This is a genomic window from Rhodococcus sp. P4_F5 (assembly GCF_056401315.1).
Genome location: NZ_JBFUJP010000001.1, coordinates 39,396 through 56,194, shown reverse-complemented (window position 1 = coordinate 56,194; position 16,799 = coordinate 39,396). Strand labels below are relative to the sequence as shown.

Genomic DNA, 16,799 nt, shown 5'->3' with positions numbered 1-16,799 from the left:
GTGGGCACCCGTGAGCGCAACGCGGCAGACCCGCACCCGCATCCTGATCAGTGGCGCGAGCTCGGGGCTCGGCGCCGAGATGGCCCGGCAGTTCGCCGCGCAGGGCCGCGACCTGGCGCTTTGTGCCCGGCGGGTGGACGCGCTCGAGGCGCTGCGGGCGCAGTTGCTGGCCGCGCACCCGTCGGTCACCGTCGCGGTCCGCGCCCTGGACGTCAACGACCACGCCGCGGTTCGCAGGGTCTTCGGCGAACTGGACGACGAGCTCGGCGGGATCGACAGGTTCGTGGTCAACGCGGGTCTCGGCAAGGGCGCGGTGATCGGCTCGGGCCGGCCGGAGTTGAATCTCGAGACCGCGCAGACCAATTTCGTCGGCGCGCTGGCGCAGACGGAGGCGGCGATGGAACTGCTGCGGGCCCGCGGCGCCGGGCACCTGGTGCTGGTGTCGTCGATGAGCGCGGTGCGCGGGATGCCCAAGGCGCAGACCGCGTACTCGGCGAGCAAGGCGGCGGTCGCCGCGATGGGCGAGGGCCTGGCGACCGAACTGGCGGGCAGCGACATCGTGGTCACCACGATCCTGCCCGGTTACATCCGCACGCCGATCAACGAGAAGGTCGCCAAGACGTTTCTGATGGCGGACACCGTCGCGGGGGTGCGGTCGATGGTGGCCGCGATCGAGCGGGAACCGCGTCGCGCGGTGGTGCCCGGATGGCCGTGGCGGCCGATCGAGCTGCTGCTGCGGGTGCTGCCGGCCCGGCTGACCGGGCGGTTCATGTAGCGGCGGGTGGGCTCAGCCGAAGCTCCCGTGCCGGCCCGCGCCGGACGCGAAGCGGGCCGCGCCGGACAGCGCGTCGGCCTGCAGCGAGACCAGCCCCCGCTCGAACTCGGAGCGCAGGGCCGCGTCCTCGTCGAGTCCCTCCTGCTCGAGCAGCGACAACCGGTCCTGGYGCAGGCAGGTCTGCGGGAACGCGGCCAGTTCGGCGGCCAGTTTCTCCGCCTCGGCCCGGGCGTGGCCGACCGGGACCACCCGGTTCACCAGGCCCATCGACAGGGCCTCCTGCGCGTCGACCGGACGGCCGGTGAGCACCAGGTCCATGGCCCGGCCGGCGCCGATCAACCGCGGCAGGCGCACGGTGCCGCCGTCGATCAACGGGACGCCCCATCGCCGGCAGAACACCCCGAGGACCGCGTCCTCCTCGGCGATGCGCAGGTCGCACCACAGCGCCAGTTCGAGACCGCCGGCCACCGCGTGCCCGGCGATCGCCGCGATCACCGGCTTGCCCAGTCGCATCCGGGTCGGTCCCATCGGGCCGTCGCCGTCCCGGTCCAGCCGGTTGGAGGCCGGCGTGCCGAGGGCCTTGAGGTCGGCTCCGGCACAGAAGGTTCCGCCGTCGCCGTGCAGCACCCCCACCGACGCGTCGGTGTCGGCGTCGAAGGCGGTGAAGGCGTCCACCAGTGCGGCGGCGGTGGGGCCGTCGACGGCGTTGCGGGCCGCGGGACGGTTCAGGACGACGGTGGTGACGGCGCCGCGGCGCTCGACGCGCACTCCGGCGGGCTCACTGGGCGCACTCATGTCCCGACGTTACGCCCGCTCGTGGAGTTGCACAGTCGAATCTCAGGATACTGGCGCATACTGGAAGTTCAGTACCGCTGTCTCGCGGGGCAGCGCCAATTTTCCGTGTGGAGCACGCCATGGTTCCGAGCACGCAGTGGAGTACCTGGGGAAGTGAGATCGAGGTGCGCGTCACCGAGGGGGCGGCCCTCGGATGCGCCGCGGACATCGTGTCCGCCGCCTTGGCGGACGTCCGCGCGGCCTGCGACCTCACGCGAGGCGACGCCGAGATCCACGCGGTCAACATGGCGCAGGGCGTGCCGGTCCAGGCCAGCAGGCGCCTGCTCGCACTGATCCGCTCGGCGCTGTGGGCTGCGCGGATGACCGGCGGCGCGGTCTCGCCGCTCTCGCGCGAGCCGGTGGACCCGGCTCGGGTGCCGTCCATTCACCTGGAGCCGACCTTCGCCGACGTCCGGGTCACCGGGGACACCGTCTTCGCCCCGTTCGGGGTCTGCCTGGACATCACCGGCACCGCCAAGGCCGGGACGGCACACGAGGCCGCCCGGGTGGCGGCCACCTCGCTCGAGTGCGGGGTGCTGGTCCGGGTCGGCGACGTCGTCGCCACGGCCGGGCACTGCCCGATCGGGGGCTGGCAGGTCGATATCGGGGCGAGCGCAGCGACGGGGAATTTCACGGCCGCCGGTACCTGCGTCGAGGTGCTCACCGGGACCGCGCTGGCCCGCGCCCGCGCGGCGGTGCCGGGGCCGGACGTCGCGGACGCCGGCCTCGAGACGGTCACGGTGATCGCGGAGGACGGGCTGTGGGCCTACGCCGCCGCGGCGGCCGCGCTGGGCCGGGGCGTGGCGGCACTGCGGTGGCTGGCCGAGAACGACCTCGCGGGCCGGGTGGCGTACCGGCGGGGGAGCGTGCGCACCACCGAGGCCTGGACGCACCTGTCCCCGCACGGCCACGTCGCCTGACCGAGCGGCGTCAGACGAGTCGGCCGCGCTGGCCCCGGTACCAGCTGATCAACGTGTCGGTCGACGAATCGCCCTGCGAGGTAGGCGCTTCGGCGTCGGTGAGCAGTGGCTCGAGTTCGAGCGCCTGGGTCTTGCCGAGCTCGACGCCCCACTGGTCGAAGGAGTCGATGCCGAACACCACGCCCTCGACGAACACCTGGTGCTCGTAGAGGGCGATCAGCTGACCGAGCACCGACGGCGTCACCTTCGGCGCGAGAATGGTGGTCGACGGCCGGTTTCCGGGCATCACCTTGTGCGGCACCAGTTCCGGTGCGGTGCCCTCGGCCGCGATCTCCTCGGCGGTCTTGCCGAACGCCAGCACCTTGGTCTGCGCGAAGAGGTTGCTCATCAGGATGTCGTGCATGCTGCCGGTGCCGTCGAGCGTCGGCAGGTCGTCGGTGGGCTCGGCGAACCCGATGAAGTCCGCGGGCGAGAGCCGGGTGCCCTGGTGCAGCAGTTGGTAGAAGGCGTGCTGGCCGTTGGTGCCCGGCTCGCCCCAGAAGATCTCGCCCGTCGGGGTGCTCACCGGGGACCCGTCGCAGCGGACCGACTTGCCGTTGGACTCCATCGTGAGCTGCTGCAGGTACGCCGCGAACCGGCCGAGGTCGTTCGAATAGGGCAGCACCGCACGGGAATCCGCGTCGAAGAAGCTCGAGTACCAGACGCCGATCAGGCCGAGCAGGGCCGGCGCGTTCCGCTCCAGTGGCGTCTCGGCGAAGTGCCGGTCGATGGTGTGGAAGCCGGAGAGGAACTCGCCGAACGCCTCCTTGCCGACGACGGCCATCAGTGAGAGCCCGATCGCCGAGTCCACCGAGTACCGCCCGCCGACCCAGTCCCAGAAGCCGAACATGTTGGCGGTGTCGATGCCGAAGTCGGCCACCCGCTGCTCGTGGGTGGACACCGCGACGAAGTGCTTGGCGACGGCGTCGTCGCCGAGGGCGGCGGTCAGCCAGCGGCGGGCCGCGGTCGCGTTGGTGAGCGTCTCGAGGGTGGAGAAGGTCTTCGAGGCGACGATGAACAGCGTCGTCGCCGGGTCCAGGCCGGCCAGCTTGCTGACCAGGTCGGCGGGGTCGATGTTGGAGACGAAGCGGGCGGCGACGCCGGCGTTCGCGTAGTGCCGCAGCGCGCGGTACGCCATCACCGGGCCGAGATCGGAGCCGCCGATGCCGATGTTGACCACGGTGGTGATCCGCTCGCCGGTGGCGCCGCGCCACTCGCCGGACCGGAGCCGGTCGGTGAACTCGCCCATCCGGGCGAGCACCGCATGCACGTCGGCGACCACGTCCTGGCCGTCGACCGTCAGCGTCGCGTCCGCGGGCAGTCGCAGGGCGGTGTGCAGCACCGCCCGGTCCTCGGAGGAGTTGACGTGGTCGCCGCGCAGCATCGCGTCCCGGCGTTCCTCGACCCCGGCCGCGCGGGCCAGCTCGACCAACAGCCGCAGCGTCTCCCGGTTGACCCGGTGCTTGCTGTAGTCGATGTAGAGGTCTCCCGCGGTCAGGGTGAGCTCGCGACCACGCACCGGGTCCTCGGCGAAGAACTCGCGCAGGTGGGTGGACGCGACCAGGTCGTGGTGCGCGCGCAACTCCTGCCAGGCGGCCGTACCGGTGATGTCGAGGCTCATGCAGCGAGCCTAGTGGGGCGGGGCAGGGTACGCCGACCTACTTCCGACTGTCGAGACCCCTTGATCGATCGTGTGACGTAGTGCCGCTTCGGTTTCGCCGAGTGCGCAGCCGCCGGGGTGTCGGCCCCGGAGCCGCGACGGGAGGTGCACACTCGGCGGGCCGCACGGCCTGACGCGGCGGCCCGGGGCGGGCAGTATGGAGACCATGGACGAGCGAGCACTGATCGATTCGGTCCCGACCAAGCTCTGGATCGGCGGCAAGCAGGTCGACGCGGAGGGCGGTGCCACGTTCACCGTGCGCAACCCCGCGACCGGCGAGCCGCTGGCCACCGTCGCGGACGCCTCCCCGGCCGACGGGCTGCGGGCGCTCGACGCCGCGGTCGAGGCCCAGGCGGCGTGGGCCGCCACCCCCGCGCGGCAGCGGGCCGAGGTGCTGCGGGCGTTGTTCGAGGCCGTCACCGCCCGCGCCGACGACCTCGCCCTCCTGATGACCCTGGAGATGGGCAAGGTGCTCGCCGAGAGCCGCGGCGAGGTGGCGTACGGCGCCGAGTTCTTCCGGTGGTTCAGCGAGGAGGCGGTGCGCATCGGCGGCCGGTACACGCCCGCACCCGCCGGCACCGGCCGGATCCTGGTCGACAAGATGCCGGTCGGGCCGTGCCTGGCGATCACCCCGTGGAACTTCCCGCTGGCCATGGGCACCCGCAAGATCGGTCCGGCGCTGGCCGCCGGCTGCACGATGATCGTCAAGCCCGCCGCCGAGACCCCRCTGACGATGCTGCTGCTCGGTCAGCTGTGCGCCGACGCAGGCGTTCCCGACGGCGTGCTCGCGGTGCTGCCGACCTCCCGGGCGGGCGCGCTGACCGCGCCGCTGCTCGCGGACCCGAGGCTGCGCAAGCTCACCTTCACCGGGTCGACCGGCGTCGGGAAGGCGCTGCTCGCGCAGTCCGCGACCGGGCTGCTGCGGACCTCGATGGAACTCGGCGGCAACGCCCCGTTCGTGGTGTTCGACGACGCCGACCTGGACGCGGCGGTGGACGGCGCCATGCTCGCGAAGCTGCGCAACGGGGGCGAGGCCTGCACCGCGGCCAACCGCTTCCACGTGCAGAACTCGGTGCGTGAGGAGTTCGGTGCCCGGCTCACCGAGCGGATGCGGGCGATGACGCTCGGGCCGGGCACCGACCCGGACGCCAAGCTCGGCCCGCTGATCAACCCGGACCAGGTGGCGACGGTGCGCGAGCTGGTCGGCGACGCCGTCGACCGGGGCGCGGTGCTGCGCCTCGGCGGGGTCGAACCCGCCGGTCCCGGCTACTTCTACCCGGCGACGGTGCTCACCGAGGTGCCGGCCGATGCCCGGATCCTGCGCGAGGAGGTGTTCGGCCCGGTCGCCGCGATCCACGGCTTCGAGACCGAGGCCGACGGCATCGCCGCCGCCAACGACACCGAGTACGGCCTGGCCGCGTACATCTACACCCGGGACCTGGACCGGGCCCTGCGGGTGGCGTCGGCGCTCGAGGCCGGGATGGTCGGGGTGAACCGGGGCGTGATCTCCGACGCCGCCGCGCCGTTCGGCGGGGTCAAGTCCTCCGGCTTTGGCCGAGAGGGCGGTATCGAGGGGATCGACGAGTACCTGGAGACCAAGTACATCGCGCTCCAGTAGCGCGCCGCGGGCCCGGACGGCCCGCGGCGGCGTTGTGGCTAGTGGCCGAGGCGCCCGCGCCCGAGGCGCAGCAGCAGCATCGCGAGGGTGTGACCCTCCTGGCCGAGTTCGTTGAACCGCTCGAGCACCTTCATCTCGCGGCTGTGCACCAGCCGCGGACCGCCGGACGCCATCCGGGTGCGACCGATGATCTGGGAGACCTCGCTGCGCCGCTTGATGGCCGCGAGGATCTCGGCGTCGAGCCGGTCGATCTCCTTGCGCAGTTCGTCGATCTCCGCCTCGCTGGTGGGCAGGTCGGCGTCGGACGCGTCGGCGGAAACTGGGGTGCCCATGTGATGTTCTCCTCGTGTCGGCCACATTTTCTCACGCGGAGATGCCGGTGGCCACGACCGGCCCCCATCCGGGCACCTCCTTGTCGGTCCACGCCGGTAGCGTTGAGAGGCGATGAACACTTTCTCTGCAGCAGGTCAGGCGGACACCCGCACCTCCACGACGGCGCTCCTCGAGGGGCTCAACGCGCAGCAGCGTGAGGCCGTGGTGCACGCGGGCTCCCCGCTGCTCATCGTGGCCGGCGCCGGCTCGGGGAAGACCGCGGTGCTGACCAGGCGGATCGCCTACCTGCTGGCGGAACGGGACGTCTCGCCCGGGCAGGTGCTGGCGATCACGTTCACCAACAAGGCGGCCGCGGAGATGCGTGAGCGGGTGGCGCAGCTGGTCGGGCCGCGGGCCCGGAACATGTGGGTCTCCACCTTCCACTCCAGCTGCGTGCGGATCCTGCGGATGCAGGCGGCGTTGCTGCCCGGGCTCAACTCGAACTTCACCATCTACGACGCGGACGACTCGCGCCGGCTGCTGACGATGATCTCCAAGGACCTGGAGATCGACACCAAGCGGTACTCGGCGCGGCTGCTGGCCACCCACATCTCGAACCTCAAGAACGAACTGATCGGCCCGGAGCGGGCGGCCGCCGACGCGGACAAGGACCCCAACGAGCTGGTCCGGCTGGTCGCCACGGTGTACGGCCACTACCAGGCCCGGCTGCGCTCGGCCAACGCCATGGACTTCGACGACCTGATCGGCGAGACGGTCGCGCTGCTGCAGAACTACCCGCAGGTCACCGAGTACTACCGGCGCCGGTTCCGGCACGTGCTGGTGGACGAGTACCAGGACACCAACCACGCCCAGTACGTGCTGGTCCGCGAACTGGTCGGGGCGGCCGGGGAGTCGGCGGACCCGACGGTGGAGCCGGCCGAGCTGTGCGTGGTGGGCGACGCGGACCAGTCGATCTACGCCTTCCGCGGCGCCACCATCCGCAACATCGAGGAGTTCGAGCGGGACTACCCCGACGCCCGGACCATCCTGCTCGAGCAGAACTACCGGTCGACGCAGAACATCCTGTCCGCGGCCAACGCGGTGATCTCGCGCAACACCGGCCGCCGGGACAAGCGGCTGTGGACCGACTCCGGCGAGGGCGAGCTGATCACCGGGTACGTCGCCGACAACGAGCACGACGAGGCGTCGTTCGTGGCGTCGGAGATCGACAGGCTGGTCGACGCCGGCGAGGCGAAGTTCGGCGACGTCGCGGTGTTCTACCGCACCAACAACTCGTCCCGGGCTTTGGAGGAGATCTTCATCCGGCTCGGGCTGCCGTACAAGGTGGTCGGCGGCGTGCGCTTCTACGAGCGCAAGGAGGTCCGCGACATCGTCGCGTACCTGCGGGTGCTGGCGAACCCGGACGACACCGTCAGCCTGCGCCGCATCCTCAACACCCCGCGCCGCGGGATCGGCGACCGCGCCGAGGCCTGTGTCGCGGTGCACTCGGAGCAGCGCGGGATCGGTTTCGCCCGGGCCCTGCAGGACGCGGTCGACGGCACCGTCCCGCTGCTGAACACCCGATCGCAGAAGGCAATTGCCGCGTTCGCCGAGATGATGGACGGCATCCGCGAGTCCATGACGCTGGACGAGAACGGCCTGATCGACATCGGCGAGGTGGTCGAGGCGGTGCTCGACCGCACCGGCTACCGCGCCGAACTCGAGGCCAGCAGCGACCCCCAGGACGGTGCCCGCCTCGACAACCTCAACGAACTGGTCAGCGTGGCAAGGGAATTCAGTTCCGATGCGCGCAACGCTGCCGGGCTGGAGCCGGAGCCGGAGGTCGACGAGTCGCTCGAGGGTGCCGCGGCGGCCGCCGAGGTCGACGACCTCAACCCCGGCGAGGGCGAACCCGATCCGGGGTCGCTGGCCGCGTTCCTCGAGCGGGTGTCGCTGGTCGCGGACTCGGACCAGTTGCCGGACAACGGCGACGGTGTGGTCACCCTGATGACCCTGCACACCGCCAAGGGTCTCGAGTTCCCGGTGGTGTTCGTGACCGGCTGGGAGGACGGCCAGTTCCCGCACATGCGGGCCCTCGGCGACCCCGCCGAGCTGTCGGAGGAGCGCAGGCTGGCGTACGTCGGCATCACCCGGGCGCGCCAGCGGCTGTACCTGACCCGCGCGGTGATGCGGTCGGCGTGGGGCCAGCCGATCACCAACCCGGAGTCACGGTTCCTGCAGGAGATCCCGACGGACCTGCTGCACTGGCGTCGCGAGGACCCGGGACCCGGGGGCGGGGCCATCGGCGGCGGACGTCCGCGGGGCGGCCAGGGCTACGGCGGCAGCTACGGAAGCGGCGGGTACGGCGGCGGGTCCGGTTCGGGGTACGGCGGCGGCTCCGCCAACGCGACCCCCAGCTTCGGCGCCCCCCGTGGGCGCAACAACCACCTGGTGCTGGCGGTCGGGGACCGGGTCAGCCACGACAAGTACGGCCTGGGCACGGTGCTCGAGGTCAAGGGCGCCGGGCCGACCGCGACGGTGACCGTCGACTTCGGGTCCGCGGGCAAGGTGCGGCTGATGCTCATCGGTGGCGTCCCGATGATCAAGCTCTAGCCCGGGACATGCGAAACGGGCCGCCTCCCGAGGGAGGCGGCCCGTTTTCGTGGTCTCGAGGTTCTGGCCTGTCTGGGTTCTGGCCTGTCTGGGTTCTGACGCTGTCGGACGTCAGTCGCGCTCGACGCCGAGGCTGATGCCCCGCGCGGCCAGCCAGGGCAGCGGGTCGATCTTGTTCTCGCCGGCCAGGTGCACCTCGAAGTGCAGGTGCGGGCCGGTGGAGAAGCCGCGGTTGCCCATCCGGGCGATCTGGTCGCCGGCCATGACGTGCTGGCCGATCGACACGTTGGACGAGTCGATGTGGCCGTAGACGGTGATGGTTCCGTCGGCGTGCAGCAGGCGCACCCACATGCCGAAGCCCTGTGCGGGGCCGGAGTCGATGACCTCGCCGTCGGCGACCGCGTAGATCGGGGTGCCGATGGCGTTCGCGATGTCGACGCCGGCGTGCAGCGTGCCCCAGCGGGCACCGAAGTTCGAGGTGAAGGAGCCGACGGCGGGCAGGGCGAAGAGCGGGCGACGGGCGGCTGCCTCGCGGGCGGCGCGCTCCTCGGTGAACCGCTGACCCTTGGCGAGCAGGTTCGAGAACTGGCCGAGGTCTGCCGGGTCGGCGACGTTGAGCACCTGCGGGGCCTGCGACGGGGCGGCGGCGTCGGTGATGCCGGTGGCGGCGGTGCCGCCGAACTGGGCGGCCTGCGGCTCGGCGGTGGCGCCGATGTTCGACTCGCTGTCCGCGGCGAGCGCGACCTGGGCGTTCTGGCCCGGGGCGTCGGTGAGAGCGGACTGGCCGGCGACCGCGACGGCGCCGGCGGCGACCGCGAGCACCGCGGCGCGGCCCTTGAGGGCGGAGGGGGGAGTGGGGATCCGGTGCGCTCCACCGCGTCGAGCGGGAGCTGCGAGATCCGAGGAGAAGGCGTCGAACTGGTCGGGCGGGGTCGAGAGGTGACTCGTCGCGGCGGGGATCTCGACATTCGAGAGCCCGGTGTAACGCTGTGCCGAATTCTGCGAATACGGGTAAGCGGGTAGGTCTTCCGGCTCCGGCTGGGCGACAAACCGATTCGTGGAGGAAGTGCGGTGTTTAGACAAAACCTGCGACCTTCCTCGTTCGTGACCTGCCTGTGACTTTGACCGAAGCGACGGTAACGAAACGGTCGCAGTGGCCGCAACTCTTCGGCCCCCTCCCGGGCCATATGTGACATCTGTCACAGAATGGTCACGGTGGCCTATCGGCGTGATTCGGCGCCCTCCGGCACTACCGTCGGACCCCGTGTCGTCCTCACTTCAGGCCAGGCCTTCCGTCCCGGTCGCTCCCCGGCGGTCCACGGCGTCCGCTGCAGTCGCCGCCGGGCTGATCGGCGCCGTCTTCCTCGCTGTCGCCCCAGTGCTCGTGGTGGCGGGTCCGTCCGCCGGGGAGGCGGTGACGGCCGCCGCGATCGTGGCCGCGGTGTGCGCCGCCGCCGCGCCCGTACTGGCGCTGCTGGCGCTGCTCCGCCGGCGCCCCGCCGCCGCGGGCGCGCTGCTGGCCGGTGCCGGCGCGGTGGCCCTCGGGCTCGCCGTCATGGACCTGCAGTTGTGGGCGTCGCCGATCGACGCGAACCGGCTCGAACTCTTCCGCCCTCTCACCGCCGCTCGTCTCGACGCGGGCCCGGGCGCCGTCGCGGTGCTGCTGGGACACGGGCTCGCGGTCCTCGCGGGCGTGCTCGGCATGGTGACGGTCGCGCGGGCCGCCGAGGCGGACGGCTACGGCCGCAGCGACTACCCGGATCACGACGGCGCCGCGGCCGGCCGTCGGATCGGGGCCCCGCTTTCCGCGGCCGCGGCGACTGCCGCGCTGATCCTGGCGGCCGCGCTCTGCGCCGCGCCCCTGCACTCCGCCGACCCGGTGCTGCTGATGCGCCCGCTGCTGGGTTCGCCCGCCGCCACCGCGATCGGCACCGCGCTGGTGGCGGTCGCGGTGCTGGTGGTGGTCGCGGCGGCGCTGGTGTCCGTCTCGCCCGCGGTCGCGTCGGGCGCGCTGCTCGGCGCCGCCACCGCCGCGCTGGGGCTGGCCGGGTCGAGGCTGGTGGCGGGCCTGGTGGCCGACGGGGTGTCGGCCGGGCCGGGGACGGTGGCCGGGACGCTCGCAGCCCTGGTGCTCGTCGCCGTCGCGGCGGCGGTGCCCGTGGTCGCAGCCGCGCGCGCCCGGCGGGGCCTGGACCGGCTGCTCTCGGGACCGGCGCGGCGATCCGGCGATCCGGTCCTCGGCCGGAAGGCCGCGGAGAGCGCCGCCCGGGCCCGGCTCGACCGGCGGCACGCGGTCGCGGGCGTCGCCACCGTGGCGGCCGGGGTGCTCGCCGTGGTCGGCGCGCTGCTACCGCTGCTCGCGTTGCCTGCCGGCGTGCCAGAGCCCCGTCTGCTGGTCACCAGGCTCGCCCTGGTCGCCGGTGCCACCTTGGTGGTGGCGGGCGCGTGGTTGCTGCTCTCGGAGTTCGCGGCGCTGGTGCGGCCCGCCGTCGGTGTGCTCTGGGCGGCGCAGGTGATGGCGGTGGCCGCCGCGCTGCAGGCCGTGGTCGTCGCGTCGGACCTGCCCGGCGCCGGCCCGGGGCTCGGCGCCGTGGTGCTCGGGCTGTCCGCCGTGGCCGCGACGGTGGCGGGGATCGCGGTCGCGATTGCCGGTTCGGTGGAGCGCGATGGCATCGACACCTCCGCGCCCCCCGAGCCGCGGACGGCGGTGCTGGCGATCGGCGTGCCCGCGGCGCTGGCGTCCGTCGCCGGGTTGGCACTGCCGCTATACCGCGGCACCGACTTCGGCCCCGCCTCCGTCGCCCAGTGGCCGTGGGGGTGGGACCTGTGGGGACGGGCGCTGCTCGCCGTGGTGGTCGCGACCGCGGTGTGGGTGGCGGCCCGGTCGCGGCCGGCGCGGGCGGCGTCGCTGCTGGTCGGGTCGGCAGTGGGTATGGGCCTATACCTGATCGGTTGGCCACTGACCAGCGCCCGGGTTGCCGAGCCGGTCGCAGGTCTCGGGGCGGTGGGTGCGATCCTTGGTGTGGTGCTGCTGGGCGCGGCCGCTGTCGTGGCGGTTCGGCCCCGGCGGTAGTGAGCTGCCGCGCACGGGGCTGATCTGGTGAGATATGCCACATACCACCGACGCGGCGGTTGGACCAATGATTCAACTAGATAAAGTCCGAACGGACCCGCTCTTACCCCTCGAGCGGGCGTCAAGCAGACGAGACGGTGAGCAGATGGATCTCTTCGAATACCAGGCGAAGGAACTCTTCGCCAAGCACGGTGTACCGACTTCGGCCGGGCGTGTTACCGACACGGTCGCCGGGGCGCGCGAGATTGCCGAGGAAATCGGCAAGCCGGTGATGGTCAAGGCGCAGGTCAAGGTCGGCGGCCGCGGCAAGGCCGGCGGCGTGAAGTACTCGCCCGACGTTGATGCCGCAGTGGCCAACGCCGAGGCAATCCTGGGCCTGGACATCAAGGGTCACGTCGTCAAGAAGCTGCTGGTCGCCGAGGCCAGTGACATCGCCGAGGAGTACTACATCTCCTTCCTGCTCGACCGCACCAACCGCACCTACCTGGCCATGTGCTCGGTGGAGGGTGGCGTCGAGATCGAGGTCACCGCCGAGGAGAACCCCGACGCCCTCGCCAAGATCGCCGTCGACGCCGTCAAGGGTGTCGACCTGGCGTTCGCGCGTCAGATCGCCGAGGCCGGCAAGCTGCCCGCCGAGGTGCTCGACGCCGCCGCGATCACCATCCAGAAGCTGTGGGAGGTCTTCATCAACGAAGACGCCCTCCTCGTCGAGGTCAACCCCCTCGTCCGCACGCCCGACGACCAGATCCTGGCCCTCGACGGCAAGGTCACCCTGGACGAGAACGCCGCGTTCCGTCAGGCCGGCCACGAGGCCTTCGAGGACCGGGACGCCACCGATCCCCTCGAGCTCAAGGCCAAGGAGAACGACCTCAACTACGTCAAGCTCGACGGCGAGGTCGGCATCATCGGCAACGGCGCGGGTCTGGTCATGTCGACCCTCGACGTCGTCGCGTACGCCGGTGAGAACCACGGCGGCGTCAAGCCCGCCAACTTCCTCGACATCGGCGGCGGCGCCTCGGCAGCGGTCATGGCCGCCGGCCTGGACGTCATCCTGAACGATGCGCAGGTCAAGAGCGTGTTCGTGAACGTCTTCGGCGGCATCACCGCCTGTGACGCGGTCGCCAACGGCATCGTCGGCGCCCTGCAGACCCTGGGTGACGAGGCCAACAAGCCGCTCGTCGTGCGCCTGGACGGAAACAATGTCGAAGAGGGTCGCCGCATCCTCGCCGAGGCCAACCACCCGCTGGTGACGGTCGTCGCAACCATGGACGAGGCCGCCGACAAGGCCGCCGAGCTCGCTCACGCAGCGAAGTAAGGGACTCACAGAACAATGGCAATCTTCCTCACCAAGGACTCCAAGGTCATCGTCCAGGGCATCACCGGCGGCGAGGGCACCAAGCACACCGCCCTGATGCTCAAGGCCGGCACCCAGGTCGTCGGCGGCGTCAACGCCCGCAAGGCCGGCACCACGGTCTCGCACACGGACAAGGACGGCAACGCCGTCGAGCTGCCCGTCTTCGCCACCGTCGAAGAGGCAATGAAGGAGACCGGCGCGGACGTCTCCATCGCGTTCGTCCCCCCGGCCTTCTCGAAGGACGCCATCGTCGAGGCCATCGACGCGGAGATCCCGCTCCTCGTGGTCATCACCGAGGGCATCCCGGTCCAGGACTCCGCATACGCATGGGCGTACAACGAGTCCAAGGGCAAGAAGACCCGCATCATCGGCCCGAACTGCCCCGGCATCATCACGCCGGGCGAGGCCCTGGTCGGCATCACGCCCGCCAACATCGCGGGCACCGGCCCCATCGGCCTGGTCTCCAAGTCGGGCACCCTGACCTACCAGATGATGTACGAGCTGCGTGACTTCGGCTTCTCCACCGCCATCGGCATCGGCGGCGACCCGGTCATCGGCACCACGCACATCGACGCCATCGAGGCGTTCGAGAACGACCCCGACACCAAGGTCATCGTGATGATCGGTGAGATCGGTGGCGACGCCGAGGAGCGGGCGGCCGACTACATCAAGGCCAACGTGACCAAGCCGGTCGTCGGCTACGTCGCGGGCTTCACGGCTCCCGAGGGCAAGACCATGGGCCACGCCGGCGCCATCGTCTCCGGCTCCTCGGGCACCGCGCAGGCCAAGCAGGAGGCCCTCGAGGCCGCCGGCGTGAAGGTCGGCAAGACGCCGTCCGCCACCGCCGCCCTCGCGCGCGAGATCCTGCAGAGCCTGTCCGCCTAGGCTGCTCCGCCGCCGCCGGCTCTGCCTGCGGCTTGAACACCACCGAAGGGCACCTGAACTCGCGTCTCGCGAATTCGGGTGCCCTTCGGCGTGCTCGGTGACCGAGGCGTCGCGCCCGGATGCGCTAGCGTTCAAGGGGAATCGATTCCGCGTGCGTCCACCCCAAGGAGCCGACATGAGTTTCAACCCACCCGGGCCGGGTTACGGCCCGTCCGCACAGCCGTCCGGCGGCCTGGGCTCGAAGGGCATGCCGCACCTGCTGACGCTCGGCGTGCTGGTGCTCGGAGTCGTGATCTTCCTGATCGGATTCGCCCCGTTCGCGAAGGTCAGCACCTTCGCGGACACCACCCTGTCGCAGACGTCCTTCGAGGGCGGATACCCGGTGGTCGGGCTCGCGATGCTGCTGCTCGGCGGGCTGCTCGCGGGCCTGTCGCTGCTGCCCGAGCACTCCTACGAGGCGCTCGCCGCGGCGACGTCGCTGGTGGGCTTCGCGGTCTCGCTGTGCTTCCTGTTCTCRCTGTCCGAAGGTGTGTCGCTGGCCTGGGGCGGCATCGTCATCCTGATCCTCGGCTTCGTGCAGCTCGTGCTGGCGGTCACGGTGGTGCTGTTCGCGCTCGGCCTCCTCAAGGCGCCCGCGCCGCGACCGGTCGGCTACGCCCCGCAGGGCTACGGGCAGCCGCAGGGTTACGGCGAGCAGCAGTACCCGGCCGGCTACGGCCAGCCGCAGGCGTACGGCCAGCAGCAGCCCGGATACCCGCAGCAGCAGTACCCCGGCGGCTACGCCCCCCAGGGTTACGGCCAGCCGCAGGCGCCGCAGGGTTACGGCCAGCCGCAGGGTTACGGACAGCCGCAGGCCCAGGCGCCGCAGGCCTACAGTGCGGGCTACGGCCAGCAGGCCAACCCCTACGCGCCCACCCCGACCGCCCCGCAGCCCGGCGGCCAGCAGCAGCCCGGCGGGCAGCCACAGCAGGCCCCGCCCGCCGAGCAGTCCGGTGCCGACAAGCCCGCCGAGACTCCCGGCACCGACCAGCCGGAAGGCGGCGCACCGGCGGCGCCGACGCAGGTGTTCGGCGCTGCCACCAAGCCCACCGACGACTGACCCCGACGTCGGGCGCCCCCCGGGTGAACCTGGGGGGCGCCGTCGTGTCGGGCGCCGGAGCGTCGGCGCGCCTGGCCGACGGCCACCGACCCAGATGCCACCCTCGAGGAGATGAGTTCCTTGCTGAGCCGCGACACCGCCCGGAATCCGACCCGGGGGAGGGTGGCCGCACCCCGGCCGACCCCCACCCCGGAACAGGTCCGGGCCCTCCTCGGGGTCGCATTCCGGCCGACCGTGCTGGCGCTCGTGATCATCGCGACCTGCGTGCTGGTCACGCTGGTCGCGTCGAACAGTGAGCTGAACGGGACCAGCGGCGCGATCGCGGCGAGCTGGCTGGCCGTGCACCAGGTCCAGCTGACCGTCAGCGGCGTCTCCCTCGGGGTGCTGCCGCTGCTGCCGACCCTGCTGATGGTCTGGGCCTGCGCCAAGGCCTGCGCGCGGACGGTCACCGAGGACAGTCCGTCGTACGAACGCTGGTGGGTGCTCGGTGCGGCACTGTCCGGGCCCCTGCTGGTCACCGCGATCGCGTTGGCCGTGGTGCAGGACGCATCCGAGGTGATCCCGCTGGCCTCGCCGAATGTCCTGGCCGCGTTCGGCTGGGTGCTGGCGGTGCACCTGACCGCCGCGGGGATCGGGATGGGCAGCCGGTTGTGGCGCCCGCTGACCGCACAGCTGCCGGTGCCGGCGTGGGTGTTCGCGGCCGCGCAGCCCGCGTTGCGGGCCGCGATGGCGTTGCTCGCCTCCGGCGCCGCGCTCACCGCCGTCGCGCTGGTCTCGTCCTGGGACACCGTCGGGGCGCTGGTCGCGGCGGGCAACGGCTTCGTCGGCGGACTCGGCCTGACCGTGCTCTCGATCCTGTACCTGCCGAATGTCGTGCTGGGCGCGGTCGCGGTGCTCGTCGGTGCGACCGCGCACGTGGGTACCGCCGCCGTCAGCCTGCTGGAGGTGAGCGGGGGACCGGTGCCGGCGTTGCCGTTGCTGGGCGCGCTGCCGGCCGGGGGTGGCGGGGGCGCGGCGCTCGCGCTGCTGACGGTCCCCGCGGCGATCGGGGTGATGCTCGGCCGTGACTGCGCGCGTGGCGTGTCCTCCTCGCTCGAGGCGGCGCAACGGGCGACAGTCGCTGCCGTGGCGGTGGCGACCGGGCTGGGACTGCTCGCCTTCGCCGGGGGCGGCGACCTCGGTTCCTTCGGGACGGTCGGGGTGGACCTGCCGGCCTTCGTCGGCCTCGTGTTCGCCTGGCTCGGACTACTGGGCGGGGCGGTCGCGGCGCTGTCGCGGCTGCGCGGGCGCAGGCCGGAACCGGCCGCGACGCAGCCGAGAACCGCGCCCGCACGGCCGGCCCCCGAGCCGATGGCGCTGCCGGTGGCCGAGGCGCCGGTGGCGTCCGGCACCGTGATCGAGGCCGAGGTGGTCGGCGAGCCGGTGGCGGCCGAGTCCGCGGCGAAGTCCGTCCCCACCGCGGCCGTGGTCGAGGCGGAGGTGGTCGAGGCCGAGCTGTTCGACGGCGAGGTGCTCGAGGGCGAGGTCGTCGAGGTGGCGCAGGTCACGGCGCCCGAGGACGAGCAGGACCTGCCCGGAGGTGCCCGGCCGGGCAGCGACTAGCATTCACTGCGGCCG

Annotated in this window: 13 protein-coding genes; 9 read left to right on the top strand and 4 right to left on the bottom strand. The window is 72.2% G+C overall.

Annotated features, from left to right (window positions below; all coding sequences use genetic code 11):
• Positions 1–10: 10 nt before the first annotated feature.
• Positions 11–775: an SDR family oxidoreductase gene (locus AC1DU4_RS00285; RefSeq protein ID WP_477836938.1), complete on the top strand. Its 765-nt coding sequence runs from the start codon at positions 11–13 to the stop codon at positions 773–775.
• Positions 776–787: 12 nt separating this feature from the next.
• On the opposite strand, the gene AC1DU4_RS00280 is transcribed toward AC1DU4_RS00285, so the two are convergent.
• On the bottom strand, positions 788–1,570 hold the full coding sequence (locus tag AC1DU4_RS00280) for a crotonase/enoyl-CoA hydratase family protein (protein WP_477836937.1): 783 nt from the start codon (positions 1,568–1,570) through the stop codon (positions 788–790).
• A gap of 119 nt (positions 1,571–1,689) precedes the next feature.
• Between AC1DU4_RS00280 and AC1DU4_RS00275 the strand changes: the two genes are divergently transcribed.
• The gene (locus AC1DU4_RS00275) at positions 1,690–2,529 is read left to right on the top strand and encodes an FAD:protein FMN transferase (RefSeq protein ID WP_477836935.1); all 840 of its coding nucleotides are present in this window, start codon (positions 1,690–1,692) and stop codon (positions 2,527–2,529) included.
• Between the two features lie 10 nt (positions 2,530–2,539).
• Here the strand turns inward: AC1DU4_RS00275 and pgi are convergent, their stop codons facing one another.
• Entirely contained in the window at positions 2,540–4,189 is a 1,650-nt protein-coding gene (gene pgi, locus AC1DU4_RS00270; protein ID WP_477836934.1) for a glucose-6-phosphate isomerase, read from the bottom strand.
• A gap of 205 nt (positions 4,190–4,394) precedes the next feature.
• On the opposite strand from pgi, the gene AC1DU4_RS00265 reads away from it, so the two are divergent.
• A complete protein-coding gene (locus tag AC1DU4_RS00265; RefSeq protein ID WP_477836932.1) occupies positions 4,395–5,846 on the top strand; it encodes an NAD-dependent succinate-semialdehyde dehydrogenase in 1,452 nt (483 codons plus the stop codon).
• Positions 5,847–5,884: 38 nt separating this feature from the next.
• On the opposite strand, the gene AC1DU4_RS00260 is transcribed toward AC1DU4_RS00265, so the two are convergent.
• Positions 5,885–6,178: a chorismate mutase gene (locus AC1DU4_RS00260; RefSeq protein ID WP_072842886.1), complete on the bottom strand. Its 294-nt coding sequence runs from the start codon at positions 6,176–6,178 to the stop codon at positions 5,885–5,887.
• 112 nt (positions 6,179–6,290) lie between these two features.
• On the opposite strand from AC1DU4_RS00260, the gene AC1DU4_RS00255 reads away from it, so the two are divergent.
• Positions 6,291–8,771 carry a UvrD-helicase domain-containing protein gene (locus AC1DU4_RS00255; RefSeq protein ID WP_477836931.1) on the top strand — a complete coding sequence of 827 codons (2,481 nt, stop codon included), beginning with the start codon at positions 6,291–6,293 and terminating at the stop codon, positions 8,769–8,771.
• Positions 8,772–8,882: 111 nt separating this feature from the next.
• On the opposite strand, the gene AC1DU4_RS00250 is transcribed toward AC1DU4_RS00255, so the two are convergent.
• The gene (locus tag AC1DU4_RS00250; protein ID WP_477837425.1) at positions 8,883–9,731 is read right to left on the bottom strand and encodes a M23 family metallopeptidase; all 849 of its coding nucleotides are present in this window, start codon (positions 9,729–9,731) and stop codon (positions 8,883–8,885) included.
• 304 nt (positions 9,732–10,035) lie between these two features.
• Here AC1DU4_RS00250 and AC1DU4_RS00245 point away from each other — a divergent pair, with 304 nt between their 5' ends.
• The 5 genes from AC1DU4_RS00245 (at position 10,036) to AC1DU4_RS00225 (ending at position 16,784) form a co-directional block, all read left to right on the top strand.
• Positions 10,036–11,844 carry a hypothetical protein gene (locus tag AC1DU4_RS00245; RefSeq protein WP_477836930.1) on the top strand — a complete coding sequence of 603 codons (1,809 nt, stop codon included), beginning with the start codon at positions 10,036–10,038 and terminating at the stop codon, positions 11,842–11,844.
• A gap of 145 nt (positions 11,845–11,989) precedes the next feature.
• Positions 11,990–13,159, top strand: coding sequence for an ADP-forming succinate--CoA ligase subunit beta (gene sucC, locus AC1DU4_RS00240; protein WP_477836928.1), 1,170 nt, complete (start codon positions 11,990–11,992; stop codon positions 13,157–13,159).
• Between the two features lie 15 nt (positions 13,160–13,174).
• On the top strand, positions 13,175–14,083 hold the full coding sequence (sucD, locus tag AC1DU4_RS00235) for a succinate--CoA ligase subunit alpha (RefSeq protein WP_072842880.1): 909 nt from the start codon (positions 13,175–13,177) through the stop codon (positions 14,081–14,083).
• A gap of 175 nt (positions 14,084–14,258) precedes the next feature.
• The gene (locus AC1DU4_RS00230) at positions 14,259–15,182 is read left to right on the top strand and encodes a DUF5336 domain-containing protein (protein WP_477836926.1); all 924 of its coding nucleotides are present in this window, start codon (positions 14,259–14,261) and stop codon (positions 15,180–15,182) included.
• 111 nt (positions 15,183–15,293) lie between these two features.
• Positions 15,294–16,784, top strand: a complete 1,491-nt coding sequence (locus AC1DU4_RS00225) for a cell division protein PerM (RefSeq protein ID WP_477836924.1) — start codon at positions 15,294–15,296, stop codon at positions 16,782–16,784.
• Positions 16,785–16,799: the final 15 nt, after the last annotated feature.